Genomic DNA, 25724 nt, shown 5'->3' on the forward strand with positions numbered 1-25724 from the left:
ATTATAATAGACGGAATGGGAAAGGGGGCATAATATGCCGAAAAACAAAAAAAATAAAAATGACTATCAAAATATGCTCCTGAATAAACAATCAGAAGCAAAAACCATCCGAAAAATTGTTTTCCGAGTCCTTCTTGCCGCAGTCATTTTACTTGTGCTTGCAGCAGGAGCAATTTATGTATACATACAGCAAGGTCTTAAACCTGTAGATTCAGCAAATGATAAGCCTGTGAAAGTGTCGATACCAATTGGATCTTCAGTTGGAAATATTGCGCATAAGTTTAAAGAAGCTGGATTAATCAGGGATGAAAAGATTTTCAAGTATTACGTGAAGTTTAAAAATGCCTCCGGATTTCGTGCGGGTGAATATATCCTGAATAAAAGTATGACAATGGATGATATGATTACCTTGCTCGAGTCAGGTAAAGCATCACAAAATTTTGCTTTTCAAATCACAGTGCCTGAAGGGCAGCAGCTGTCGCAAATAGCAAAATTGATTGCAAAAAATACAAACTATAATGAGCAAACGGTTATGAAAAAGCTTCAGGATAAAACGTTTATCAATCAGCTTAGAAAAAAATATCCAGAAACGCTGAAAAAGGATATAGATAATAAAAAAATCAAATACCCTCTTGAAGGCTATTTGTATCCAGCTACCTATCCGTTTGACAAAAAAGATACATCGCTTGAGAAAATTATCGAAACGATGATAGAGCCGACAGATGAAGTTGTCCGGCAATACAGCAGCCAAATCAGTCAAAAAAAGCTGACCGTTCATCAGTTTCTGACCATGGCATCTCTTATAGAAGAAGAAGCAACCCAGAAAGTGGACAGGGGAAAAATATCAAGTGTCTTTTATAATCGCCTTGAAAAGAAAATGCCCCTTCAGACAGACCCGACCGTTCTTTATGCTCTTGGAGCTCACAAATCAAAGGTCTTCCTCAAGGATTTAAAGGTAAAATCACCTTACAATACTTATACAAACAAGGGGCTTCCGCCTGGTCCAATTTCAAATGCCGGTACTACCTCACTTGATGCTGCGATAAATCCGGAGAAAACAGATTATCTGTATTTTCTCGCAGCTAAGGATGGCAAGGTGATCTTTACAAAAACGTTGAAAGATCATAACAAAGTGAAAGAAAAGCTAATTACTAATCAAAAATAATGGAACGGGGGATGCTCAGTATTTTAAATCCCCTGTTTTTATGCTAAAATATATCGAGTTGTTATTTTAAACAGAGTAAAAGTATGTGCAGAGTTCTTTTGTAAAGGCTGTTTCCACAAAGATTGTTGCGATTCGTATAAGTTTAGAACACGCATAAAGACTGGCTTCGCCGCATCTTTTCTTATAATTCTCAGTTGTATTAAGGCTTTAAATTCAATTAAAATGAATGAAAAAACAAAGTTTAAGAAAAGAGCCTTTGTAAAAGAGCTCTTCTTTTTGCGCAAGGAGGAAATTGTCTTGCACGAGGAAAAATTAACACTGTATCTCGAAAGTCTGATCCCTGCTGAGTCTGAAGGGATTCGTGATATGGAAGAGTACGCAAAAAAGAACCAGGTTCCGATTATGGAAAAGTCAGGAATCCATGTCATGCTTCAGCTTTTGCGCCTTCATAGCCCGGCTAAAATTCTTGAAATCGGCACGGCAATTGGATATTCAGCAATTCGAATGGCTTCAGTACTTCCAGAAGCTGAAATTATCACAATTGAACGGGATGAAGAAAGGTACTCAGAAGCAATCAAACGAATAGAAGAAGCTGGCCTTTCTAATCGGATAAAGGTTTTGTTTGGAGATGCACTTGAGCTATCTGAACAGGTTGCCCTTGAGAAACCTTTTGATGCTCTATTTATTGATGCAGCTAAAGGCCAATATCAACGTTTTTTTAATTTATATGAACTCATGCTTGGGGAAAAGGGTCTGATTCTTACGGATAACGTCCTGTTTAAAGGGCTTGTGGCTGAAGAACAGGATAAGATCGAAAGTAAAAGAATTCGAAGTCTGGTTGGAAAAATTCATTATTACAACGAGTGGCTGATGGCCCACCCCGATTATGATACATCGATCATCCCGGTCGGTGACGGCATAGCTCTTAGTATAAAAAAATGACAGAATAAAAGCTGCTGCGTAAAGCCTAGGCACACTGCAAACGGCATTCTGGTACATCAAGATGTGAGAGGGGTACTGAACATATGGGGAAGAAGCCCGTAGTAATAGGAGTGGCCGGCGGTTCAGGCTCTGGTAAGACAAGTGTCACCAAAGCCATCTATGAACATTTTAAAGGGCATTCCATTTTAATGATCGAGCAGGACTATTATTATAAGGATCAAAGCCATCTTCCGTTCGAAGAGAGGCTGAATACGAATTACGACCATCCGCTGGCATTTGATAATGAACTGTTAATCGATCATTTGAAACAGCTCCTGCAATATCAGGGGATTGATAAGCCTGTCTACAATTATCAAATTCATACTCGGGCAGAAGAGGTCATTTCAGTAGAACCAAAGGATGTTATCATTCTAGAAGGAATCTTAATACTTGAAGACGAACGGCTCCGTGACTTGATGGATATTAAGCTTTTTGTTGATACAGATGCAGATTTAAGGATTATCCGCAGACTGCTAAGGGACATTAAAGAACGGGGAAGATCAATCGACTCTGTCATCGAGCAGTATGTGTCTGTTGTAAGGCCCATGCACAATCAATTTATTGAACCCACTAAGCGTTATGCGGATATTATTATCCCTGAGGGCGGGCAAAATCATGTGGCAATTGATATAATGGTAACAAAAATTCAAACAATTCTTGAACAAAACGCTATTTTGTAATAACATAGCATAGATAAAGAGTACTGTGACCATATTATGTATAGACTGTTAAAGGTTTCATGGCAAATGATTCACATGGAGAAGCAAGCTTAAACCGCTTGCCTTTTTCACATGTGCAAGCTGACATCCATTTTATAATGAATCTAGCAGCGTGAGGACAGGACTTGTCCTCGCTCTTGTCTATTTACAGTACTTTACATACAGACCTTTGTGGGGGACAGTAAGTATCTTGAAGGAGTGGTTGATAATGGCGCAAGAAAAAGTGTTTCCAATGACCGAAGAAGGTAAAATGAAGCTTGAGCAGGAGCTTGAATATTTAAAAACAGTAAGACGTAAAGAAGTTGTAGAACGGATTAAAATTGCACGCAGTTTCGGCGACCTCTCTGAAAACTCTGAATATGACTCTGCCAAAGAAGAGCAGGCATTTGTAGAAGGACGTATTACCACACTTGAAAACATGATCCGCAACGCAAAAATCATCCAGGAGGATGAAGGAAGCTCGGACCAGGTTTCTTTGGGTAAAACGATTACCTTTAAAGAACTGCCAAATGGTGATGAAGAGTCCTATACCATTGTTGGAAGCGCTGAAGCTGATCCGTTTGAAGGGAAAATTTCAAATGACTCTCCAATTGCGAGAAGCCTAATGGGCAAAAAAGTCGGGGAAGAAGTAAATGTTCAAACTCCTGGCGGAGAAATGCAAGTCAGAATCGTAAATATCAAATAAGATGTTTAGTGAATAAACACCTCGTCCATATTGATGGATGAGGTGTTTTTTTTATGAAACCGTTTAATCGGATCAAATTTTCTGGTGTACTCATATTTTTCTTCCTTTTGCTTCTTCTTTGCCGCCTCGCAGAAATTCAACTATTTAATACCGAATCTTTCTCCAAACATCATATCAACTTGATCGAAGAAAGTGTTAAACAGCGGACACAGGAGGTTATGATAAACGATGGCAGAGGAAGTTTTACTGACAGGAATGGTCTAAGCCTTACGTCTTCCAATGAACCAAGTGTTATCTTGTTTCCTTTTTTAAAAGACTACAACTGGCCTGAATCAAAACTTGCTGAAATGCTTCATTTGCCTCCATCAATAATCGATAACAAGCTTGCTTCAGCTATTAAACCTGTCATTATTGGAAAAAAGGATGGCGCCTCACTTTCGAAGCAGGAACTTCAGGAAATCAACAAGTGGAAGGTGCCTGGTTTATTTGGTGTGCTCATGGAACACCGGCCTGAAGTCACTCAGGTTCCCCATATAGTTGGATTTACAGCCCAGCTTCCCCAAAAACTCCAATCAAAATATGCCGATAAACATCTCCCTTCTTCGGTAAAACTCGGTGCCATGGGACTTGAAGAATCCTTTGACGAATTTTTGCTCCCGGAAGCTGAAACAAAGCTCCTTTATCATGTGGATGCTATCGGAGATCCTCTTTTTGGCGTAAACGTAAAATACATTGCCGATCAGAGTCCCTACTACCCTGTTTCCATAACGACGACCCTTGATAAAAAAATGCAGTCGATGGCAGAAAAAATTTTAACTTCGGATGGTCTCCAAAAAGGAGGACTCGTCCTTTTAGACCTTGCAAATAACAGTGTTCTTGCCATGGTTTCTAAGCCGGATTTAAAGCTTTCGGATAAAAACACCCAGCATAATTATATGCTGGAGCCACTCACTCCTGGCTCTGTTTTTAAAACAGTACTTGCAGCAGCTGCGGTGGAAGATGGGCTCGATGATCCTTCTAAAAGCTATAATTGCGACCTGGATCTTTATGGAGGACACAATCCAGAGCACAAAGAAGGACCTCTCTCCTTTTCTGAGAGCTTTGCCAGAAGCTGTAACTATACTTTTTCCGCCATTGCCGCTGAACTTATCCAGAAGGATCCAGACAGTATTGAGAGGACAGCAGACGAGCTCGGTTTGCTATCTACTGCAGGATGGACTGGAAGTGTTTATCATTACCAGAACTTTCAGCAGTTTCCTCATGAAAAAAAAGGAACTGTTTGGAGTGATAAGGCGGATAAACGGGTAAAAAAAGCAATAGCTCAAACAGCCATTGGCCAAAAAAGCGTCAGAGTTTCCCCGCTTGCCATCGCTAACATGATGGCAACGATTGCTAGAGGAGGACAAAAGAAAGAGGTCAAAATTGTCGAGGACATCCGGTACAAAAACGGAACCGTTATGTTTCATTTTCCTTCTCAGAACTTAGAGGGTTCTTCTATTGATGCCTATACAGCCCAAAAGCTGCAAAAGCTTTTAAGAACAGTCGTGACGAGTGAGAATGGAACGGGCAGAAAATTCCAGTCTCTTCCTTACGCCGTATCAGGGAAATCAGGTACAGCAGAAACGGGAAAAGCTGATGCCAATGGTCAGTCTCTAATAAATAAATGGTTTGCCGGGTATTTCCCATCTGATAATCCACGGTATGCTCTGGTCGTAACAGAGCTTGAAGTGACTGGCAATAAAACCTCTGCAAATCAAGTATTTTATGATATGGTAAAGGAAATATTTAACAGTGATCAAGGTCATTCTGGCTAGAATGGGGAAGTGATGTTAGAATGATACAGAAGATAGGTGAATAAAGGAGTGGAATTGAATGAAGGGATCGCGATATGATAAACGCGATAAGAGAAGAAAAACAAACGTAATATTAAATGTTTTAATAGGGGTTATCTTTGTCCTCATTATAGTTGTGGGTTCACAGCTTATCTTCGGAGGCAGCGGGAAACAGCAGGCATCTAAGGTTGACAATAATCAGCAGACTTCTAATTCTGAAACGAATTCAAATAAGCAGCCATCCTCTGATTCAGGAAGCAGCACCAATCAGGAAGACAAGCAATCGGGAACTGCATCCGATAACAATACATCCGATCAGCAAAACACTGAATCAGATAAATCGGCTGCGAATGATCCAGCTAAGGATGATGCGGCTAAAAAAGACGATAGCACGAGCGGAAGCCCAGCTCCAAAGTCTGATTGGAAACCTGTGGGAACTTCCCAATCTGAACCTCACACTACGAAATATGAGAAAAGCTCTCAGGATTGGGCTGAAATGAAAAAAGCTATGAGCATGGCCACTGGCATCTCTGAAGACAATATGACAGTGTGGTTTATTGGAAACAATGGTTCACCTAATGATGCGAAAGGAACCGTTTCTGATAAAACGACCTCCGAAAAATATAAGGTTACTCTTCACTGGGTAACAAACGAGGGCTGGGAGCCTGTTAATGTAGAAAAAGCAAATTAATCATTGCGTTTCTAATCAAGTGCAAAGGAATTGTTAACAAACTTCCCGTTATTTATGAGGCCACTGAAAATCTGCCGATTTTTGATGATTTCCTGGTAGGCCTAAATAGCAAAAAAGCCGTATTTATTCCATATATTTGGAATGAGTACGGCTTTTTTCATGTTTTCAATTCTCTTTTTTACCCTATTTTTCCCCCACCAGCTTCATTATTCTTTCTAGATTGACGGTAAATATGGCCATGGCTCCTTGCATTTCCATGCCAATCAGACCTCATTATTGGAAGCACCCCTACTCGAATAGATTATCTCCATTCAGCCAGATCCCGCCCCTTACGAATAGCAACAATCGAAAAACAGCCTTTACCATTTAGATTACTTAGCTTTGAAGTGAACCACTGCACTATAAAAGCGGCGGCCGTTCTCGGCCAGATGCATTTGGTGGGAAACAGAAGATACTTCAAGCAAAATGGCTTTATTTAACTCAATCTGTTCGTTCACTTTCTTTTCAAGTGCTTTTAAATCTTCCCCCTCAAAAAACTCAATTTTATCTTTAATGAAATCCAGCTGAATGTTCATTTTTCACAAAGCCTCCTTTATGTACCATCCTATTTTATCAAAAGCCTATTATTAGTGAAAAAGAATATTGATTTCTTGCTTAAATCGTCTGTTGTATGGTAATCTGGGAACAGTTCAAATTTAAAATCATACTATACTTATAGGAATTATATAAATTAGTGGAGAGTGGCAAAAATGGGAAGAGAATTTCTGAATGTATTTGAAGTTTGGGCAGATTCATATGATTCAGCTGTTACGGGGCATGATGAGGAATACAGAGAGGTTTTTCGGGGATATGAACAAATTCTGGAAACAGTTGCTGAAAAATCAGGCACCCATGTTCTTGAATTTGGTGTTGGTACTGGGAACTTGACTGAAAAGCTGGTACAAAAAAACAAGACGGTATATGGTGTGGAGCCCTCTCAGGCAATGAGGCAGCAATCTTTGAAAAAACTGCCTGCTCATATTAAAATTACTGATGGAGATTTTCTGGCATTTGCTGAGCCGGATGGAAAGATCGATTCAATCGTCAGCACTTATGCCTTTCATCACCTGACAGACCCTGAAAAAGAGATGGCTGTATATAAGTATGGAAGCATTCTTGATAAAGGTGGTAAAATAGTCTTTGCTGATACTGTGTTCATTGATAAGGATGCTTATCAATCTAAAATAGAAGAGTCCAGAAGGCGCCAATACGTTAATCTTGCGAAGGACCTTGAAACAGAATACTACTCAACTCAAGATGTGTTGAAAACCATTTTTGAGAAAAATGGGTTTTCTGTTTCCTTTGTGCAGATGAATGCCTTTGTCTGGATAATAGAAGCGGTGAAGGAGTAATGCTTATCCATCTGCCTTGTTTTGACAGGTAAAAAGGGGAAAGCTTCAGGAAGGAATGGTAAAAAATGAAAATAGCAATCATCGGAGCAATGGAAGAAGAAGTAACCATTCTGCGTGATAAATTAACAGAAAAAAGTACTGAAACAATCGCGGGAAGCGAGTTTACAAAAGGTATTTATAATGGAACAGAAATTGTGCTGCTCAAATCGGGAATCGGAAAAGTAAACGCCGCCATCAGTACCACCCTGCTGCTTGACCGATATAAACCTGACTATGTCATTAATACAGGATCTGCCGGAGGTTTTCACAGTGAGTTAAATGTAGGCGATATTGTCGTTTCAACTGAAGTTCGCCACCATGATGTAGACGTAACAGCATTTGGCTATGAATATGGCCAGGTGCCTGGCCTTCCGCCTGCATTTTTGCCTGATACATCCTTACTTGAGATTGCATCTCTTGAATCTCATGCGCAAGAAGGCATTCAAATTGTTAAAGGTTTGATTGTGACAGGAGACTCATTTATGAACGACCCTGGGCGTGTTGAATATGTTAGAACGAAATTTGATTCCATTTATGCTGTGGAAATGGAAGCTGCTGCTATAGCTCAAGTTTGCCATCAATTCCAGGTTCCTTTTGTAGTGATCAGAGCACTTTCTGACATTGCCGGCAAAGAATCAGATGTTTCGTTTGATAAGTTTCTTGAAAAAGCAGCTGTCAATTCTGCTGCTCATGTGCTGCGCATTGTCGAGCAGCTGAAAAACAGGTAAGGAAGCTCATAGATTAGCTGATGAAGGTGAAAATATGCAAATTGTTCGTGGTATAGAAGAATTAATCGGCTCCACCCCCTTGTTTGAACTCACAAGGTTTTCTCTGCCTGAGGGTGTGCGGCTGTTTGCCAAGCTTGAGTATTACAATCCTGGCGGAAGCATTAAAGACAGGCTTGGTGTAGAATTGATCGAGCAGGCATTAAAAACAGGAAAAGTAAAAAAGGGCGGAACGATCATTGAACCTACAGCAGGGAACACAGGAATTGGCTTGGCACTTGCTGCTATTCACCGGGATCTGAAGGTTGTTGTCTGTGTTCCGGAGAAATTCAGCCAGGAAAAACAGGACATAATGAGAGCTTTCGGTGCCACTGTTGTTCAAACCCCGACTGAGGAAGGCATGAAAGGGGCAATCAAGAAGGCCCAGGAGCTATTAAAAGAAATTCCAGGCTCCTATTGCCCTCAGCAATTTGCAAATCCCTGGAATCCTGATACTTACTATAAAACGCTTGGTCCTGAAATATGGAAACAGCTTGACGGGCATGTTGATGTATTTGTTGCTGGTGCTGGAACAGGCGGGACTTTTATGGGAACAGCGAAATATTTAAAGGAACAGAACAAAAATGTGAAGACTGTTATCGTTGAACCGGAAGGCTCCATCCTGAACGGAGGCGAATCTTGTCCTCATAAAACAGAAGGAATCGGAATGGAATTTCTTCCAGATTATATGGAACCAGAATATTTTGATGCTATTCATACAATTAGTGATCATGAAGCATTTACTCTTGTGAAAGAGCTGGCCCAAAAAGAAGGGCTGCTCGCAGGAAGTTCAAGCGGTGCTGCTCTGAAAGCAGCGTTAATAGAGGCTGAAAATGCCAAAACTGGAACAAACATTGTGACTGTTTTTGCAGACAGCAGTGAACGCTATTTGAGTAAAAAGATTTATGAGGGAGGCATTTAAACATGAAAAAACTTACAAAAATGATCCATGGCGGAATTGTAGGAGATGAACATACAGGTGCTGTAAGTATTCCTGTATATCAAGTAAGCACATATAAGCAGGAAGGCATTGGCGGACATAAAGGATTTGAATATTCCCGTACAGGAAATCCTACACGCCACGCGCTGGAAGAGCTGATTGCTGATCTTGAGGAAGGCAAAGCAGGCTTTGCTTTCGGATCTGGAATGGCAGCTATTACAGCAGTAATGATGCTGTTTAATAGCGGCGATCATGTTGTTCTGACAGATGATGTATACGGCGGTACTTACCGTGTAATGACAAAAGTGCTGAATCGCTTGGGCATTCAGTCAACCTTTGTTGACACAAGCAATCTCTCCACAATCGAAGAGGCCATTCAGGAAAATACAAAAGCGATTTATCTTGAGACACCGACCAATCCTCTTCTGAAAATAACAGACATTGAAGCTGCAGCAAATCTTGCCAAAAAGCACAGCCTGCTGACTATAGTGGATAATACGTTCAGTACGCCGTACTGGCAAACACCAATCAGGCAAGGGGCAGATATTGTTCTGCATAGTGCAACAAAATACATTGGCGGACATAGTGATGTCGTTGCAGGACTAGTCGTTGTTAACAGCAGTGAACTCGCAGAAAGAGTCCATTTTGTTCAGAACTCCACAGGCGGAATCCTTGGACCGCAGGATTCATGGTTATTGATGAGAGGTATTAAAACACTTGGTCTTCGTATGGAGGCTACTGAGAAAAATACTCATAAAATTGTAGATTTCCTTGTGGGCCACAAGAGTGTTTCCAAAGTATATTACCCAGGGCTTGAAAATCACCCCAACCACGAAATTGCCAAAAAACAATCCGGAGGATTTGGCGGCATGGTTTCTTTTGATGTGGGAAGTGCGGAAAGAGCTGCGGAAATTCTTGAAAAGATCCATTATTTCACCCTTGCTGAAAGTCTTGGAGCTGTAGAAAGCTTGATTTCTGTTCCTGCCCAAATGACACATGCATCCATTCCTGCTGAACGCCGGAAGGAACTTGGGATTACTGACGGACTCATGCGTATTTCTGTAGGCATTGAAGATGCAGACGATTTAATAGAGGACTTGAAAAGAGCTCTTTCTTAAAGGCTCTTTTCTTAAACTTTGCTGCTCATGACTCTATATTTAGTACTCGAAACCATTGGCATGTTAAAAACTTGAGGAAAAGATGCCCTGATGCTAGTTTAAATGCGTGATAAAAGCATGTAAGGAAAACAACAATCTCTCTCGAAAACAGCATTCATAGTGATTTCCTTTATTTACAAGATTGAGAGACTGCAAATATATGTTATCGTATTAAGTAGAAAACATTTATTGGCAGGTGAACAGATTGTATAAGAAAAAACTGAATGCACTTATGTCTGATTTTAAGTATTATGGATTTGCGTTATTGTGTGTTGGTGTGTTTTTATATGTCGGTATTTTAATCCCTGGCAGCTATCATTTTATGAATTCCTCAAACGAACTTTTTAAACAGCACATGCTGATGGGAACGACTTGCTTACTACTTGCAGGGTCCCTGTCTTGTTTTTTGCAATCAATAAAATATAATAAGCTTCTTCATAAGGAAGCTGAATAGCCCGCTGTATTTTCAGCGGGTTTTGTTTTGCCCACCAATGGGCTAAATATCTAATTTTCCATTTTTTGTTTACAAAAATTCCATTTTTGGATATACTTTACAAGTGAAGAAAAATGAAACCAAGGAGGCCGATTCAAATGACGAAAAATTATGGCATTGCATCACAAGATCAATTTAATATGAACATTTTCCATTCGGCCATGGTGAAGCATTTTTAATCTTCATCCGAACGATGTTTTTCATCTCTTTTAAACTTGAAGAATATCGCCATGGGCTGAACAGGAATGTTCAATTCATGGCGTTTTATTTTGAACAAATCAAACAGCGCCATTGCGGGGATTTCCCTGTGGCGTTTTTTGTTTGTTTCAGTTAAAGGAGGTGATTTAATATGACAATCAATTTATTTTTTATAACAATATCAATCAGTCAGAAGGTAAGATCTGAAGAGCAATTTAATCGGGATTTAGAGGTTCATCAATTAATGGAAAAAGCAAAGGACCGTCAGATTCAAGTGATGAGCAGGTTATAATTTTTCATGAACATTTTAATATGATCAAAAAGGAGGAGTATAAGATGAGAAGCGAACGAATTTTAGCATGCCTTGCAGTGGAGAAGGACGGTCCGTAGTTTTGTGAAGAGTGGAAAAATCGCCTCCTGGTTGAGGCGATTTCTTTTTTTGAGATTCCTATTCGGTTTTAGGCAGATTTTTCTTTTCTTTTTCGGCCCGGTAAAATTCGTGGAACATTTTCATCAGAGCTCTTTTTTCAATTCTCGATACATAGCTTCTGGAAATACCCAGTTCTTTGGCAATTTCTCTTTGTGTTTTTTCCTTTTGCAGATTCAGTCCAAATCTCCCGGTAATCACTTCTTTTTCTCTTTCGTCTAACACATCAATAAATTCCTTTACCTTTTCAAGCTCCATATTAAGCTGGATCGTATCGATCACATCTTCACTTTCAGATTTCAGAACATCAATAAGGGAAATTTCGTTTCCTTCTTTATCCTGGCCGATCGGATCATGAAGGGATACATCCTTTTTTGTCTTTTTAAGAGCTCTGAGATGCATCAAAATTTCATTTTCTATACAGCGCGCAGCATAAGTAGCCAATTTCGTTCCTTTACCCTGAGAAAAGCTTTCAATGGCTTTAATCAAACCGATGGTACCGATCGATATTAAATCTTCTGAATCCTCCCCAGTGTTTTCAAATTTTTTGACAATATGCGCAACCAGCCTAAGATTATGCTCAATGAGAAGATTGCGGGCATATTCATCTCCCTCTGACATAAGGAGCAAATACTTTTTTTCGTCCGCTGCAGATAACGGTTGTGGAAAGGCATTGTTTTTCACATAACTGACAAGAAAAACAATTTCCTTAATGACATATCCTAATGCAGTTAAGAGTCCTGACATTTCTCCACCTCCACGGCTTTATGTAGGCGACAGCCCATTAATCAAGTGTATGTAAAGAGAAGCATGTACGTGTCTGTCAGCATTTTATAGACAGCCAATAATAGGCTAACTGTTATTCTTTTCCCTGCAGATTGAAATCATCTTGAAACATTGGCCTGGCTGTATTATAGTTTTGATAGTTTATGGAGGTGCATCGATTGAAAAGAAGTATAGTTCTTTTTCTTTTTATACTGCAGTTTGCAGGCTGTTCAAGAGCAGATAATCTTCCTTCAGCTGTCGCTTTTGGTGATAGCAATACGCAAGAAGCCAACTGGGCAGTAAGAAAGTTTCCTGCAAATGAAAAATGGGTAAATTTGCTTTCGGTATCAGAAAAGGGAAAGATGCTTATATATAATGAGGGGATTGGCGGACAAACAACAGAGCATGCAAGAAAAAGGTTTATGAATGATGTCATAAATAGAAAGCCTAAGGTTGTTTTCATCATGTTTGGAACAAATGATGCGTTAATACAATCAAACAAAAAACCTTGGGTATCGAAGGAACGCTACAGGGAAAACCTTTTATATTTTATTCATAAAATAAGGGAAAACGGAGGAAAGCCTGTTTTAATGACCTGTCTTCCTGTTATTGAGGGAACAGGGGCAGACAAGCTTTATTATTACCGCACTCACAACCCTGCATTATATCTGCCAAAGGGCGGGGCAAGAAACTGGCATAACTCCTATAACAGCGTTATGAAGAAAACAGCAAAAGAAGAAGGGGTTCTTCTGATTGACAATTGGAGCAAGATGGTCAAAAAAGCTGGCGGTGCAACTGATAAGACCCTTATTGAATCACGTATGATTGACAGTTCGGGCTATCATATGACCCCTAAGGGCGCGAGACTGCTGTATGAGAATATCAAATCAAGCAGTGCTTTTGATTCAGTTCAAAAATAGAAAAAGGTTACAATATAATAAGTGTCTTTTGAAGGGCAATGGAGTACAGAGAGTTTGCATGTTATAATAGCAAACATCAACAGCGTATGAAAATTTTATTCAATAAAAAATGCAAGAAAAAAACCGCTTTTTCATGCATTGAGTTCTAGTGTGACATTCTCAATACGTGAATAAGTGAGCGGCGTTTGATTTCGCATTCAATTAATTCGATAAAATCGTGGCTTAACTTCATCTCTGTTGCTTTATAATAGGATTCTATGAGCAGCTCGTCCGATAATTTTCGCATACTGGATAGCCAAATAATTGGCAACTCACCTCCGTTCCGGTTCTATAGGAATAAGTTTCATCATAATTTGATAGGTTGTATCTTTCTGTATTTAATCTAACATGAATAATTTTCCAGAACAACCGTTCTCTTATCCACAGCCTATAGTGGATAACTTGTGAGTATCATGTTTATAAATGGGACAATAATGTGTAATAGAAGGATGGATAATGTGTATAAATTTATCCACAGGTGTTAAAAATTCCCATTATCTGTCGAAAAATTTTTATGATGAGATTGGTCTGCTGGATTAAAAAAGGCTCTTTTCTTGGAAATAGCAGCTTTGAGAATACAGCGTAAATCAAAAGCTGCCGATAGCTGTCGAAAGGATAAAGCGCTCCGGAAATATATCATTATTGAGGTGTGTGCTCTTGTTAAAGTATTTTTTGCCGGGTGAGTTTGTTAAAGATATATTTGAAATTACGCCTGAAAAGCTTAAAGAAAGAAATGTTAAGGGAATTATTACTGACCTGGATAACACGCTTGTTGAATGGGACCGCCCAAGTGCAACCCCCAAGCTGATTGAATGGTTTAAAGGAATGAAAGAAAACAACATTCAGGTAACAATCGTTTCCAATAATGTTGAAAAACGTGTAAAATCATTCTCTGACCCTTTAACCATTCCTTTTATCTATAAAGCCAGAAAACCCATGGGCAAAGCATTTAGAAAAGCTGTTAAAGATATGCAATTGACTAAAGATGACGTTGTGGTCATTGGAGACCAGCTGCTCACAGATGTACTGGGCGGAAACAGAAACGGTTTTCATACGATTCTCGTAGTTCCTGTAGCATCTTCTGATGGCGCGATAACAAGGTTTAATAGAAAAATTGAAAGAAGAATCATGAATACGCTAAAGCGAAGAGGTATGATTCAATGGGAGGAACAAACGAAGTGACAGAGCTTGTATGTATAGGATGCGGTGCTCATATTCAGACACAGCACCCTGATGAACCGGGATATGCCCCCCCAGCAGCCCTTGAAAGAGATCCGATCATTTGCCAGCGCTGCTTCCGTCTGAAAAATTACAATGAAATTCAGGACGTGCCCTTAACCGATGATGATTTCCTGAAAATTTTGCATGGAGTCGGACAAACGGATGCACTTATTGTGAAGATCGTTGATATATTTGACTTTAATGGAAGCTGGATTTCAGGCATTCAGCGTTTTGTTGGAGGCAATCCGATTTTGCTTGTTGGAAACAAAGCAGACATTTTGCCGAAATCTGTAAAGAAACCGAAGCTTATTCAATGGATGAAAAGAGAAGCAAAAGAAAACGGCTTAAAGCCGCTTGATGTTTTTCTGATAAGTTCTTCCAGAGGACAAGGAGTCAGAGAAATTGCTGACGCCATTGAGCATTACCGTGAGGGAAAAAATGTGTATGTTGTTGGGTGCACCAATGTAGGAAAGTCGACCTTCATCAACAGGATCATTAAAGAAGTAAGCGGTGAAGCAGAAGTCATCACAACTTCCCATTTTCCGGGAACAACACTTGATCTGATCGAAATTCCCCTTGATGATGGCTCTGCTCTATATGATACACCGGGGATTATTAACCATCATCAGATGGCCCATTATATAGAAAAGCAGGATCTGAAATTGCTATCTCCCAAAAAAGAAATAAAGCCGGCTGTATTTCAGCTGAATGAACAGCAAACTCTCTTTTTCGGCGGACTGGCCCGTTTTGACTACATAAGCGGAGGAAGAGCTTCCTTTGTTTGCTATATTCCAAATGAACTTTATATTCACCGCACGAAGCAGGAGCAGGCGGATGAATTTTATGAAAAACATAAAGGAGAATTGCTTCAGCCGCCGCGCGGAGAAAAGGCTGCGGAGTTTCCTGAGCTTATTCCCCATCCATTTATGATTAAAGAAGAAAAAACGGATATTGTTTTTTCGGGGCTTGGCTGGATTACAGTCAATGATCCAGGGAAAAAAGTCGTTGCTTATGCACCTAAAGGGGTTCATGTTACATTAAGAAGGTCGTTAATATGACAAATAGCCGAACGTTAACAAATGTATTCGGAGTGATCGGCTGCCCTGTCGGCCACTCCATGTCTCCTGCCATCCAAAATCAAGCATTCCGCTCTGAACATATTGATGCATCTTATCACGCATTTCATGTGGAAAAAAAGGATCTTCAGAATGCTGTAACAGGAATAAAAGCTCTTGGGGTAAAAGGATTTAACGTAACGATTCCACATAAGGAAGCCTTAATTCCGCTGCTTGACGAAATCGAGAGCACAGCAAAAGCCATTGGTGCGGTTAATACGGTTGTGAATGAAGGCGGAAAACTGATTGGGTATAATACAGATGGGAAAGGCTTTATTTCTTCTCTGAGGCCTTATTTGTCCGCTTCGCTTCATGATAGCCGAATCTTAATTATCGGGGCTGGAGGTGCGGCAAGAGCTATTTATTTCTCACTGGCTGCTTATGGTGCCGGAGAAATAGATTTGTGCAACAGGACTGTTTTGAAAGCGGAAAAGCTTATTGAGGAATGCCCTGTAAAAGCCAAAAGCCGGGCATTATCATTGCAGAATGCCGAAAAAGAGCTGAATAACTATGATATTATCGTACAGACAACTTCAATCGGTATGCATCCTCATGTGGAAGCAAAGCCTTTAAGCCTCGAAAACATAAAATCATCAGCTATTGTAACGGATATTATTTATAACCCGATTAAAACAGCTTTTCTGAAAGAGGCTGAAGAAAAAGGATGCAAAATTTTAGATGGGACTGGAATGTTTGTTCATCAGGCAGCTCTTGCCTTTGAACACTGGACAGGCCTATTCCCTGATGTTAAAGAAATGCATGACATTGTCATGAAGAAATTAGGAGGAACACTATGCTGACAGGCAAACAGAAAAGTTTTTTACGATCAGAAGCACACCATTTGAACCCTATTTTTCAAGTAGGAAAAGGCGGGGTAAACGAAAATATGGTCAAGCAAATTGACGATGTTTTGGAAGCTAGAGAATTAATTAAAGTGAGCGTACTGCAAAATTGCGAAGAAGACCGCAATACAGTAGCAGATAAACTGACGAAAGGAACTGGAGCAGATCTTGTCCAAGTAATCGGCAATACCATTATACTTTATAAAGAATCCAGGGAAAACAAACAGATTGTACTTCCCAAATAACAGGTGGGACCTGACATCATGAAAAAGATAGGCATTTTTGGAGGAACATTTGATCCCCCGCATAACGGGCATTTGCTCATGGCAAATGAAGTGAAAGCGGCTCTGGAATTGGATGAGATATGGTTTATGCCAAATCAAATTCCTCCCCATAAACAGGATGAGGACCATTCAGGCAGCCACCACAGGCTTCGGATGCTGGAACTCGCCATTAAAGGTCAGCAGGGCTTTAAAACAGAACCTATTGAACTTGAACGGCAGGGACCCTCTTACACGCATGACACCATTGTGCTGCTGAAAGAAAGGCATCCGGATAAAGAATTTTACTTTATTATCGGTGCAGACATGATTGAATATTTGCCAAAATGGTATAAGATAAATGAATTGGTTTCTATGCTTCGTTTTGTAGGGGTCAAGCGGCCTGGATATGAGACCATTAGCCATTTTCAAGTCATAGAAGTGGAAGCTCCTCAGTTTGAGGTTTCTTCCACTATGCTCAGGGAGCGATTCAGTGAAGGGTACGTAACTGATTTTCTTCTTCCGGAAAAGGTAAAATTATATATAGAGGAGAAGCGATTGTATGGAACGTTCTAAGGCATTAGAGATTGTAAAAGAACACTTAACAGAACATCGCTACAAGCATACGGTCGGAGTAATGGAAACAGCCATCAAGCTTTCGGATAAATATGGGGGGGACACGAAAAAGGCAGAAACGGCTGCCATTTTTCATGATTACGCAAAATTTAGGCCGAAAGAAGAAATGATAGAAATCATTAAAGAGCAAGATATGAAAAAGGATCTTCTTCTTTATAATGGAGAACTTTGGCATGCACCAGCTGGAGCTTATCTTGTCCAAAAAGAAGCGGGCATCAATGATCCGGAAATTTTGGATGCTATAAGGTACCATACATCAGGCAGAAAAGGAATGTCTCTTTTAGATAAGATTATTTTTGTAGCGGATTATATTGAGCCAGGACGTCATTTTCCGGGAGTGGAAGAAGCGAGGAAGCTTGCAGAAAAAAACCTTGATGAAGCCCTTATTTTGGCGCTGAAAAACACGATTGTTTTTCTGCTGAAGAAAAATCAGGCTGTTTATCCTGACACGATCGAAACCTATAATGATCTGGTTTTAAATAAAGACAATCGGACTTGAAGCCATTAACATGCAAGCATAAAACAGGAGGAATGAAAACAGAATGAATGAAAGAGAATTATTGACGATCACTGTAAAAGCAGCTGATGATAAGAGAGCGGAAGATATCGTTGCATTAAAAATGAAAGGGATCTCGCTTATTGCCGATTACTTTCTCATTTGCCACGGGAATTCAGACAAACAAGTACAGGCCATTGCCAGAGAAATCAAAGATGTGGCTGATGAAAATGGCATCACAATTAAAAGAATGGAAGGCTTTGACGAAGCCAGATGGATTCTTGTCGACCTTGGAGATGTGGTTGCCCATATTTTCCATAAAGACGAAAGAAGCTACTACAATCTTGAGAAGCTTTGGGGAGATGCCCCGCAAGAAGACTTCACGGGTGAGTTAAACCAATGATTTACCGCGGGTTTGCCTCTGTATATGATCAGCTGATGTCAGAGGCTCCTTATGGGCAATGGAGAGACTATTTGCAGTCCTGCATGGACAGGTACGGAAATGGCGGTAAACGGGTCTTGGATACGGGCTGCGGGACAGGCGAAATTGCAGTACTGTTAAAAGAAGCAGGCTTTGACGTAACAGGAGCAGACCTGAGCGAAGAAATGCTTTCTGTAGCTCACCAGAAAGCAGTTGAAAAGGGATTTAGCATACCATTTTATCAAATGGATATGAGGGATATGTCCGGCTTTTCCCCATTATTTGACGGCATCTTCATTTGCTGTGATTCTTTGAATTACCTTCTAACGGAGGACGATGTACAGGCTGCCTTTAGACAGGCTTTCGGAAATCTGGAAAAAAATGGTCTTCTCATTTTTGATGTGCACTCTCCTTACAAAATGTCGAACATTTTTGCAGGAGCAACATTTGCGGATGCCGGAGAAGAAGCCAGTTATATCTGGAACTGCTTTGAAGGAGAATATCCGCTCTCAGTTGAACATGAGCTGACCTTTTTTATTGAGGAAGAAGACGGGCGCTACGAAAGGTTCGATGAACTTCATAAGCAAAGGACGTTTACAGTGCAGCAATATAAAGAAATGCTTGCGATAGAAGGCTTCAGCGTAATAGCTGTTCATGCTGATTTTCTTAAAGAGTCTCCTTTAGATCGTGCTGAAAGAATTTTTTTTATAGCAGGCAAAAAACCCATCGAAAAATAATTGATGGGTTTTTTATTGCAGAAAAATTCTTGAAATGCCAATGAGCAGCTAAACTTAAAAAAACATTAAAAAATTTTTCTGACAAAGAGGAAATCGGTCCTTGAGGCCGAATAAGTTATGAAGTCTCTCTGCTGAACTGCTCCTCTATTTCATGGATATCCTCATAGTATTTCGCGTGGGTGCTTTGAAAAACGTGCTCAAACATTCTCCCTGTTTCCTTTTCCAATACTTTTATTCCTTCTCCGGTAATTCCACCCTTCACACACACCTTTTGCTGAAGGGCTGGCAGGGTAAACCTGTCGCTTTCCAATAGATTTCCCATTCCAATCAGCATTTCACTTGCCAGTAATTCTGCTGTTTCTTTATCAATTTTTGTTTCGCTGACAGCTGCTTCAATAAACCGCTGCAATAAGTAACTGAAGAAAGCAGGTCCGCAGCTAACAATGTCAGATGCAATACGGGTAATGTCGTCTTTAATTGGTACTGGAGTGGAAATTTTTTCAAACAGGGTTTGAACGATTTGACGTGTGCCTGCGCTGCACCTTTCTCCGAATGTGACGAGAGAAACACCTGAAAGAGCCCTGTTCGTGATGCTTGGTATGGCCCTGACTGCCTGACATGCTGCACTGCTTTCAAGCTGATTGACTGAAATCGGGCTTGTGATCGAGATGAGTATTTTGCTCTTATTGAGGAGCGGAGAGACTTTTTTAATAAGGGGGTGAATATCCAAAGGCTTTACACAAATAAAGATTAGATCGCTATGATGAATAACTTCTTCTGCACTTTCCTCCACCCGGATCTCAGGATATATGCTTTTTATTGCTTCGGCTTTTTCTTTCGTTCGATTCGTTATACGGATGGAAGAGGGATTAAGTGCATTTGCTTCTATGAATGCTTCGATTAAAATTCTCCCCATGTTTCCTGTCCCAATAAATCCTGTATTCAATGGTTTTTCCCCTCCTTTTAAAACAATCTATCTCATAAAAGTTATGTTCAAATTTCGCAAATATGATCTGAAAGGAGCTTCTTATGGAATTTATTCAAAAGAATAAATGGCTTTTATGGACTGCTATAGGTGCAGTCATTGCAGTCCTGTTATTTCAAATGACAAAAACGGATGATACAAAAAAACAAGTACCTCCCAATCAGGAGGAAACGGAATCTGCCATATCTTTTAATGGTGAAGGGAAAAAGGAGCAAACCTCCTTTCCGAAACCAGCTGTGAACGGAACAGATGCAGAGGCAGCTTCCAAAGATTCAGGTGTTCTCGTCGTTGATGTAAAAGGTGCTGTCCGTTCGCCGGGAGTGTATGAAATGAAAAAAGGATCCAGAGTAAATGATGCAGTTGCCATAGCGGGCGGCCTGACTGAAAAAGCAGATAAAAAAGCTGTTAATCTTGCTTCAGTCCTTCAGGATGGAACCGTCGTATATGATATGTCCCTGTTCCGGGTGAAGATCTTTCTTCTCCTGAAGCAGCTCCTCCTAGCAGCGGCAATTTGTCTTCTCAAGGTACAAATAATAAGGTAAATCTAAATCAAGCTTCATCGGAGGAATTGCAGACATTGACCGGTATCGGCCCTGCAAAAGCTGAAGCCATAATAGCTTACAGGGAAGAAAATGGAGGCTTTAAAAAAATTGAAGAACTTACGAATGTGACAGGTATTGGAGATAAATCCTTTGAAAAGCTAAAAGACGAGGTGACAGTCAATTAAGTGTATTAATTAACCTTTGACGAAGACTGGAAAGGATCGCTAGACTAGAGAGAGACAATTAAAATCGTACCGGAGGGGAAAACGTGACCAGAATTTCTTGGGATCAATATTATATGGCGCAAAGCCATTTGCTTGCTTTAAGAAGCACATGCACGAGGCTTGAAGTAGGAGCTACCATTGTCAGGGATAAACGGATTATTGCAGGAGGGTATAACGGATCGATTGCAGGAGGAGTGCATTGTATTGATGAAGGCTGTTATGTAATTGATAATCATTGTGTCCGTACCATTCACGCAGAAATGAATGCGATCATTCAGTGTGCAAAGTTTGGGGCTCCCACTGACGGAGCAGAGATTTATGTGACTCATTTTCCTTGTCTTCAGTGCTGCAAGGCAATTATTCAGGCTGGCATCAAAAGTGTTTATTATGCACTTGACTATAAAAATCATCCTTATGCTGTTGAGTTATTTGAGCAGGCAGGCGTAAAAGTCGAACAAGTTGAACTTAAAGAAACTGTGCTGCGGCCACAATAATCAGAAAATGCATGAAATTGCATTTGGACTGCATATAAGTATTTCTGAATTTTAAGAGCTTATTGAGTATGCTTAAAAAAGTTAGCTTGTAAAATAAATCATCCGCTTCCTGGAATGGAGGTTTTTGCAGTGTGAAATAGTTTATTTTGCTGCTTCTGCAGCCTTTGGCATTACTTTTTCTGTTCAGCCTTCCATTTATGGACTGGCATCCATATTTGCTGTTTTGATATATACAGGAGTAAAAAGACGGTATCAAACTGTCCTTGCTATTTTGGCGGGATTTTGCTTTTTTTATGTTTATACAGCTTATTACGAGACGCATAATGTCAGCATGCTGCAAAAAGGGAAAATTCGTTCTTACGGGGAATTCGTTGATGAACCGAGGGTTGATGGAGATAGCGTCAAAGCTGTTATAAAGCACGAAAACGGTGAATCAGTTGCCATGATATACAAAGCAAAAGATATAAATGACCAGGAACTTTTTAAGAATCGATACGGAGGGGTTTCCTGCCTTTTTGAAGGAGAGCTAAAGGAGCCTAAAAAGGCTGTGAACCCTAATGGTTTCGATTATAAAAGTTATTTGCATCAAAATAGGATTTATTGGATTTTTGTGGCTGAAAGGATCGGCCATTGCAGCGCTCCTAAATCGCCTCTTGCTTTTTTGCATCTTTTACGGATGGAGGGAAACCGCCACATTGAGAAGGTCTTCCCGCAACAATCGGCAGGGCTTGTACAGGCTTTATTGTTAGGAGAAAGAAGCCAGATGGATCAGGATACTCTCGACTCCTATCAAAATTTGGGAACCATTCATCTTCTGGCAATTTCAGGAATGCAGGTTGGTTTATTAGCAGCCTTGTGCTATAATCTGTTGCTCTTGATAGGCCTAACCCATGAAAAAGCGCGGATTGTCCTCTTGTTTTTACTGCCTGCTTATGGTGTGATAACAGGGGAGTCAGATTCAGTTATGAGAGCAGTGTATATGGCTGAATTGTTCCTTTTAACAAAATCCTTAAAATTTCCTCTTCAGCCGCTCCATATTATAGCCTATAGCTTTTTGTTTATGCTTGTTTTAAATCCGCTTCAGCTCTTTCAGCCAGGTTTTCAGCTTTCCTTTCTTGTTAGCCTATCCCTCATGCTTTCTTCTAAATTCCTTTCGGGCCAGTCCTTCTTCATTCAGACGCTGTCCATATCAGCATTATCCCAAATCTGTTCACTGCCTGTAATCCTTCCTTTTTTTTATCAAATCTCACTAATGAGTTTCTTCATTAATCTTTTTTATGTGCCCTATTACTCATTTGTCCTCTTTCCGCTTGCTTTAGCAGGCTTTATTCTCTCTTCATTGCCTGGCGGGATCGGGAATTTGCCTGTTAGCTTATTCAATACCCTAATCCAATGGACAGACAATTTGACGGAAGCGATCGCTTCCCATGATCCTTTTTTGCTTCTTTTAGGAAAGCCGCCCGATTGGCTTGAAGTGCTTTATATAATTAGTGCTCTTTTCCTTTGTCTTTCATTTGAATACAAGCTGAAAGGTTTAAAAAGGCTGCTTCCATACGGGGGAATGGGAATATTGCTAATTCTCCACAGTATCCTTCCTTATTTAAGCCCATATGGAGAAGTAACATTTTTAGATATTGGCCAAGGAGATTCTATTTTTATTGAGCTGCCTTACCGGCAGGGTATTTATATGATTGATACAGGCGGTAAAGTGACTTTTGAAAATAAGGAGAAATGGAGAGAGAGGAAAAATACGGCTTCCCTTGCGAAAAGTGTAACACTGCCATTTTTAAAATCCAAAGGCATTTCGAAGATTGACACCCTTTTTTTAACTCATGGAGATATGGATCATGTTGGGGAAGCCCAAACACTGCTTAATGAGGTGCAAATTGATCAGCTTGCCGTCCCTAAAGGATTTATAAGAGACAAAACAGACGAAACAATTATACAAGCAGCGCTTCAGAAAAAAGTTGAAATATCTGCTGTTCAGAAAGGTGATGTATTTTATCAAAAATCCTATCCTTTTTATATTCTGTCTCCAGCTGAATGGAGCGAATCAAAAAATGATAGTTCGATTGTGATTTACGCAAAAATTGGAGGGAAGTCATGGCTGTTTACGGGTGATCTTGAAAAAGAGGGTGAACGAAAGCTTTTGCAAAACTATCCGGATTTGCATGCGGATATTTTAAAAGCAGGCCATCATGGAAGCAAAGGATCAAGCTCTGATGAATTTCTTGATGCACTGAAACCGAAAACGGCCGTCATTTCAGCGGGAAAAAACAATCGGTATCACCATCCTCATAAAGAAGTACTGGATAAACTTAAAGTTAGAGGCATCAGCATTTACCGAACGGATTTGCAGGGAGCGATTCAATATCAATTTAGCGGCAGCATTGGAACCTTTTTGACTTACCCGCCATACGATGAAGTATGGAAAGATTCAAACGAGCAATAAAAAGCAAAAGCTCTTTTCTTAAACATTGTTGCATTCTCAGCTATTTTAGATGATTGCGGACCAATATACGCTGCGAATTTTAAGAAAAGATGCCACGAAGTTAGTCTTTATACGTGTTCTAAGTTATTACGAATAGGAACAAACTATACGAAAACGGCAAAGCAAAAAAAGAGACTGCGCTGCAGTCAACAGTAAAAGCTTTATTTGTTTGTAAGGGAAAAGCCCTGATTTGCCGATTAAGATCCGACTAATTTGATGACTGTAGCAATGATGAAGATGACTGTAAAAAAACCAAAAGAAACCGCAAAACCCACTCCAGAATCCGCTACATCGTTTCGCTTGCTTTGCACATTTTTTTCAAATTCATTCATCCTCTACCCCTCCTATTGCCATTTAGTATAAGGGAATTTCAAAAAAAAAGCTATCTATCCTTTTATTGGAAAAAGAGAGAGGATTCTCCTTATGCTGCCAGATTCCTTTTGCAATACCCCAGTTAATTAAGGGAACAATACTTATAATGAGCTGAACTTTATACATCAATTATGAACATCGTTTTCTTGCGAGATACCTGGGGCTTGCAGGGGGACGTTCTATATAGATGGGAGAGAATGTGATCTATGCATTCTCTTCTTCCAATTCATTCTGTTTTGTCATGAAACTTTTGCCGATGGCTTGCCAAATGAACCGAAGCCCTATACCATTAATTTTGAATCTTATCTAATAGGAGAGCGGAATATGGTCTTACAAGTTTGGAAGGACCTGAAGAAAAAACAGGTGCATCCGGTATATTTATTATATGGAACAGAAACATACATACTTCAAGAAACAGTGAAAAGGATTGTTCAGGCTGTTCTTGCAGAAGAAGAAAAAGAATTCAATTACTCCGTTTACGATATGGAAGATACACCAATCGAAACAGCTCTTGAAGATGCAGAGACGCTTCCGTTTATGGGAGAAAAGCGCGTTATCCTTGTGAAAAATCCATCCTTTTTGACGGGGGAAAGAAAAAAAGAAAAAATAGAACATCAGCTAAACAAGCTTGAGGCATACCTTTCGGAGCCGGCTCCTTTTACTGTACTCATTATATTAGCCCCATATGAAAAGCTCGATGAAAGAAAAAAGCTGACCAAGCTTTTAAAAAAGCAGGCCCAGGCTGTTGATGTTCAATCTCTTTCAGAAAAAGAGATGCATGCCTGGGTAAAGTCCATTGCAGAAGCAGAAAATATGGAAATAGAACAAGATGCGGTCGAGCGGCTTGCTGTACTGACAAATGCAAGCTTAATGGTCATGAACCAGGAAATGAAAAAACTATGCACGTATCAGGGAGAAGGCGTTATTACACTCGAAACGGTTGAAAAACTTGTGGCAAGAAGTCTTGAGCAAAACATCTTTGATTTGATTGAGCATGTCGTAAGCCGAGACATTCAAAGCGCCCTTCAAAATCTTTATGACCTTCTAAAGACAAATGAGGAGCCTATTAAAATTCTTTCTCTCTTAGTGAATCAATTCAGACTGATCCTTCAAGCCAAGCAGCTTTCCAAAACCGGATATGGACAGCCGCAAATTGCTTCAAGCCTGAAAGTACATCCTTTCAGGGTTAAGCTCGCATTAAAACAGGCTTCTCTGTTTACTGAAGATGAATTGTCAGGAGTCATGAAAAATCTGGCTGATGCAGATTATGAAATGAAAACAGGGAGAATGGAAAAGCAGCTTGTACTTGAACTCTTTTTGCTTAAATTATCCCAAAATAAAAAACGATCCCACTAAAGGATCGTTTTTTATTACAGCTGAACGAAATCAAATTCTGCTTTATATTATGCAGAAAGTCCGTTAACTTGTTTAGTTAGACGGGATTTATAACGAGAAGCAGTATTTTTATGGATAATTCCGCTTTGAGCGGCCTTGTCGATTTTCTTAGTTGCATCTAAAAGTGCTGCTTTAGCATTATCCGCATCGTTGTTTACTACTAGAGATTCTACTTTTCTAATAGCAGTACGCATGGAAGATTTAACAGTTGCATTTTGAGCGCGGCGATCATCATTCGTTTTTACGCGTTTAATAGCAGATTTAATATTTGGCATTCTTTTCACCTC

The 25724-nt window shown here is 40.0% G+C and carries 32 protein-coding genes; 26 read left to right on the forward strand and 6 right to left on the reverse strand.

Annotated features, from left to right (window positions below):
* Positions 1-73 precede the first annotated feature (73 nt).
* From mltG to ACOT8F_RS06915, 6 genes are all read left to right on the forward strand, one after another.
* A complete protein-coding gene (mltG, locus tag ACOT8F_RS06890; protein WP_421650935.1) occupies positions 74-1165 on the forward strand; it encodes an endolytic transglycosylase MltG in 1092 nt (363 codons plus the stop codon).
* A 291-nt stretch (positions 1166-1456) separates the two neighbouring features.
* Positions 1457-2107: an O-methyltransferase gene (locus tag ACOT8F_RS06895; protein ID WP_421650936.1), complete on the forward strand. Its 651-nt coding sequence runs from the start codon at positions 1457-1459 to the stop codon at positions 2105-2107.
* Between the two features lie 83 nt (positions 2108-2190).
* On the forward strand, positions 2191-2826 hold the full coding sequence (gene udk, locus ACOT8F_RS06900) for a uridine kinase (RefSeq protein ID WP_421650821.1): 636 nt from the start codon (positions 2191-2193) through the stop codon (positions 2824-2826).
* Positions 2827-3073: 247 nt separating this feature from the next.
* Complete coding sequence (gene greA, locus ACOT8F_RS06905) at positions 3074-3550, forward strand: transcription elongation factor GreA (protein ID WP_421650822.1); 477 nt, start codon at positions 3074-3076, stop codon at positions 3548-3550.
* Between the two features lie 53 nt (positions 3551-3603).
* Positions 3604-5364, forward strand: coding sequence for a peptidoglycan D,D-transpeptidase FtsI family protein (locus ACOT8F_RS06910; RefSeq protein ID WP_421650823.1), 1761 nt, complete (start codon positions 3604-3606; stop codon positions 5362-5364).
* Between the two features lie 58 nt (positions 5365-5422).
* Positions 5423-6073: a DUF1510 family protein gene (locus tag ACOT8F_RS06915; RefSeq protein ID WP_421650824.1), complete on the forward strand. Its 651-nt coding sequence runs from the start codon at positions 5423-5425 to the stop codon at positions 6071-6073.
* A gap of 371 nt (positions 6074-6444) precedes the next feature.
* Here ACOT8F_RS06915 and ACOT8F_RS06920 read toward each other — a convergent pair whose 3' ends face one another.
* Positions 6445-6648, reverse strand: a complete 204-nt coding sequence (locus ACOT8F_RS06920) for a YrzA family protein (protein ID WP_421650825.1) — start codon at positions 6646-6648, stop codon at positions 6445-6447.
* 174 nt (positions 6649-6822) lie between these two features.
* Between ACOT8F_RS06920 and ACOT8F_RS06925 the strand changes: the two genes are divergently transcribed.
* The 6 genes from ACOT8F_RS06925 (at position 6823) to ACOT8F_RS06950 (ending at position 11347) form a co-directional block, all read left to right on the forward strand.
* Complete coding sequence (locus tag ACOT8F_RS06925; RefSeq protein ID WP_421650826.1) at positions 6823-7464, forward strand: class I SAM-dependent methyltransferase; 642 nt, start codon at positions 6823-6825, stop codon at positions 7462-7464.
* A gap of 65 nt (positions 7465-7529) precedes the next feature.
* Complete coding sequence (mtnN, locus tag ACOT8F_RS06930; RefSeq protein ID WP_421650827.1) at positions 7530-8231, forward strand: 5'-methylthioadenosine/S-adenosylhomocysteine nucleosidase; 702 nt, start codon at positions 7530-7532, stop codon at positions 8229-8231.
* Between the two features lie 34 nt (positions 8232-8265).
* Entirely contained in the window at positions 8266-9189 is a 924-nt protein-coding gene (locus tag ACOT8F_RS06935; RefSeq protein ID WP_421650828.1) for a PLP-dependent cysteine synthase family protein, read from the forward strand.
* A gap of 2 nt (positions 9190-9191) precedes the next feature.
* A complete protein-coding gene (locus tag ACOT8F_RS06940) occupies positions 9192-10325 on the forward strand; it encodes a bifunctional cystathionine gamma-lyase/homocysteine desulfhydrase (protein ID WP_421650829.1) in 1134 nt (377 codons plus the stop codon).
* A gap of 235 nt (positions 10326-10560) precedes the next feature.
* The gene (locus tag ACOT8F_RS06945) at positions 10561-10818 is read left to right on the forward strand and encodes a YrhC family protein (RefSeq protein WP_421650830.1); all 258 of its coding nucleotides are present in this window, start codon (positions 10561-10563) and stop codon (positions 10816-10818) included.
* 388 nt (positions 10819-11206) lie between these two features.
* Positions 11207-11347, forward strand: coding sequence for a YrzI family small protein (locus ACOT8F_RS06950; protein ID WP_421650831.1), 141 nt, complete (start codon positions 11207-11209; stop codon positions 11345-11347).
* A gap of 156 nt (positions 11348-11503) precedes the next feature.
* Here the strand turns inward: ACOT8F_RS06950 and sigK are convergent, their stop codons facing one another.
* The gene (gene sigK, locus ACOT8F_RS06955; protein WP_421650832.1) at positions 11504-12229 is read right to left on the reverse strand and encodes an RNA polymerase sporulation sigma factor SigK; all 726 of its coding nucleotides are present in this window, start codon (positions 12227-12229) and stop codon (positions 11504-11506) included.
* A gap of 197 nt (positions 12230-12426) precedes the next feature.
* Here sigK and ACOT8F_RS06960 point away from each other — a divergent pair, with 197 nt between their 5' ends.
* Positions 12427-13167, forward strand: a complete 741-nt coding sequence (locus ACOT8F_RS06960; protein WP_421650833.1) for an SGNH/GDSL hydrolase family protein — start codon at positions 12427-12429, stop codon at positions 13165-13167.
* Positions 13168-13312: 145 nt separating this feature from the next.
* Here the strand turns inward: ACOT8F_RS06960 and ACOT8F_RS06965 are convergent, their stop codons facing one another.
* A complete protein-coding gene (locus ACOT8F_RS06965) occupies positions 13313-13453 on the reverse strand; it encodes a sporulation histidine kinase inhibitor Sda (RefSeq protein WP_421650937.1) in 141 nt (46 codons plus the stop codon).
* A gap of 395 nt (positions 13454-13848) precedes the next feature.
* Here ACOT8F_RS06965 and ACOT8F_RS06970 point away from each other — a divergent pair, with 395 nt between their 5' ends.
* From ACOT8F_RS06970 to ACOT8F_RS07005, 8 genes are read left to right on the forward strand one after another with little or no spacing between them, the layout of a single operon-like run.
* The gene (locus tag ACOT8F_RS06970; RefSeq protein WP_421650834.1) at positions 13849-14388 is read left to right on the forward strand and encodes a YqeG family HAD IIIA-type phosphatase; all 540 of its coding nucleotides are present in this window, start codon (positions 13849-13851) and stop codon (positions 14386-14388) included.
* On the forward strand, positions 14385-15485 hold the full coding sequence (gene yqeH / locus ACOT8F_RS06975; RefSeq protein WP_421650939.1) for a ribosome biogenesis GTPase YqeH: 1101 nt from the start codon (positions 14385-14387) through the stop codon (positions 15483-15485). The genes ACOT8F_RS06970 and yqeH overlap by 4 nt, the downstream gene beginning before the upstream one ends.
* The gene (aroE, locus tag ACOT8F_RS06980) at positions 15482-16342 is read left to right on the forward strand and encodes a shikimate dehydrogenase (protein ID WP_421650835.1); all 861 of its coding nucleotides are present in this window, start codon (positions 15482-15484) and stop codon (positions 16340-16342) included. Before yqeH ends, aroE begins: the two co-directional genes overlap by 4 nt.
* A complete protein-coding gene (yhbY, locus tag ACOT8F_RS06985) occupies positions 16336-16629 on the forward strand; it encodes a ribosome assembly RNA-binding protein YhbY (RefSeq protein WP_421650836.1) in 294 nt (97 codons plus the stop codon). The genes aroE and yhbY overlap by 7 nt, the downstream gene beginning before the upstream one ends.
* Before the next feature lie 18 nt (positions 16630-16647).
* Entirely contained in the window at positions 16648-17220 is a 573-nt protein-coding gene (locus tag ACOT8F_RS06990; protein ID WP_421650837.1) for a nicotinate-nucleotide adenylyltransferase, read from the forward strand.
* Positions 17207-17779, forward strand: a complete 573-nt coding sequence (gene yqeK, locus ACOT8F_RS06995; protein ID WP_421650838.1) for a bis(5'-nucleosyl)-tetraphosphatase (symmetrical) YqeK — start codon at positions 17207-17209, stop codon at positions 17777-17779. Before ACOT8F_RS06990 ends, yqeK begins: the two co-directional genes overlap by 14 nt.
* Before the next feature lie 43 nt (positions 17780-17822).
* On the forward strand, positions 17823-18179 hold the full coding sequence (gene rsfS / locus ACOT8F_RS07000; protein WP_421650839.1) for a ribosome silencing factor: 357 nt from the start codon (positions 17823-17825) through the stop codon (positions 18177-18179).
* Positions 18176-18934, forward strand: coding sequence for a class I SAM-dependent DNA methyltransferase (locus ACOT8F_RS07005; RefSeq protein ID WP_421650840.1), 759 nt, complete (start codon positions 18176-18178; stop codon positions 18932-18934). Before rsfS ends, ACOT8F_RS07005 begins: the two co-directional genes overlap by 4 nt.
* 115 nt (positions 18935-19049) lie before the next feature.
* On the opposite strand, the gene comER is transcribed toward ACOT8F_RS07005, so the two are convergent.
* Entirely contained in the window at positions 19050-19880 is an 831-nt protein-coding gene (gene comER / locus ACOT8F_RS07010) for a late competence protein ComER (protein WP_421650841.1), read from the reverse strand.
* An 83-nt stretch (positions 19881-19963) separates the two neighbouring features.
* Between comER and ACOT8F_RS07015 the strand changes: the two genes are divergently transcribed.
* The 4 genes from ACOT8F_RS07015 to ACOT8F_RS07030 all read left to right on the forward strand — a co-directional run bounded on the left by ACOT8F_RS07015 (position 19964) and on the right by ACOT8F_RS07030 (position 23631).
* The gene (locus ACOT8F_RS07015; protein ID WP_421650842.1) at positions 19964-20461 is read left to right on the forward strand and encodes an SLBB domain-containing protein; all 498 of its coding nucleotides are present in this window, start codon (positions 19964-19966) and stop codon (positions 20459-20461) included.
* A 26-nt stretch (positions 20462-20487) separates the two neighbouring features.
* Complete coding sequence (locus tag ACOT8F_RS07020) at positions 20488-20646, forward strand: ComEA family DNA-binding protein (protein WP_421650843.1); 159 nt, start codon at positions 20488-20490, stop codon at positions 20644-20646.
* A gap of 83 nt (positions 20647-20729) precedes the next feature.
* Positions 20730-21179: a ComE operon protein 2 gene (locus ACOT8F_RS07025; RefSeq protein WP_421650844.1), complete on the forward strand. Its 450-nt coding sequence runs from the start codon at positions 20730-20732 to the stop codon at positions 21177-21179.
* A 124-nt stretch (positions 21180-21303) separates the two neighbouring features.
* On the forward strand, positions 21304-23631 hold the full coding sequence (locus tag ACOT8F_RS07030; protein WP_421650845.1) for a DNA internalization-related competence protein ComEC/Rec2: 2328 nt from the start codon (positions 21304-21306) through the stop codon (positions 23629-23631).
* 236 nt (positions 23632-23867) lie between these two features.
* Here ACOT8F_RS07030 and ACOT8F_RS07035 read toward each other — a convergent pair whose 3' ends face one another.
* Positions 23868-24002: a YqzM family protein gene (locus ACOT8F_RS07035; RefSeq protein ID WP_421650846.1), complete on the reverse strand. Its 135-nt coding sequence runs from the start codon at positions 24000-24002 to the stop codon at positions 23868-23870.
* A 364-nt stretch (positions 24003-24366) separates the two neighbouring features.
* Between ACOT8F_RS07035 and holA the strand changes: the two genes are divergently transcribed.
* Positions 24367-25398 (forward strand): DNA polymerase III subunit delta, encoded by a 1032-nt coding sequence (gene holA / locus ACOT8F_RS07040; protein ID WP_421650847.1) that lies wholly within the window; start codon positions 24367-24369, stop codon positions 25396-25398.
* A 47-nt stretch (positions 25399-25445) separates the two neighbouring features.
* Here the strand turns inward: holA and rpsT are convergent, their stop codons facing one another.
* Positions 25446-25712 carry a 30S ribosomal protein S20 gene (rpsT, locus tag ACOT8F_RS07045; RefSeq protein WP_421650848.1) on the reverse strand — a complete coding sequence of 89 codons (267 nt, stop codon included), beginning with the start codon at positions 25710-25712 and terminating at the stop codon, positions 25446-25448.
* Between the last annotated feature and the right edge of the window lie 12 nt (positions 25713-25724).

The sequence above is a fragment of the Chryseobacillus diguaensis genome (genome assembly GCF_049220665.1).
In the GTDB taxonomy this organism is placed as follows: Bacteria; Bacillota; Bacilli; order Bacillales; family Bacillaceae; genus Metabacillus_B.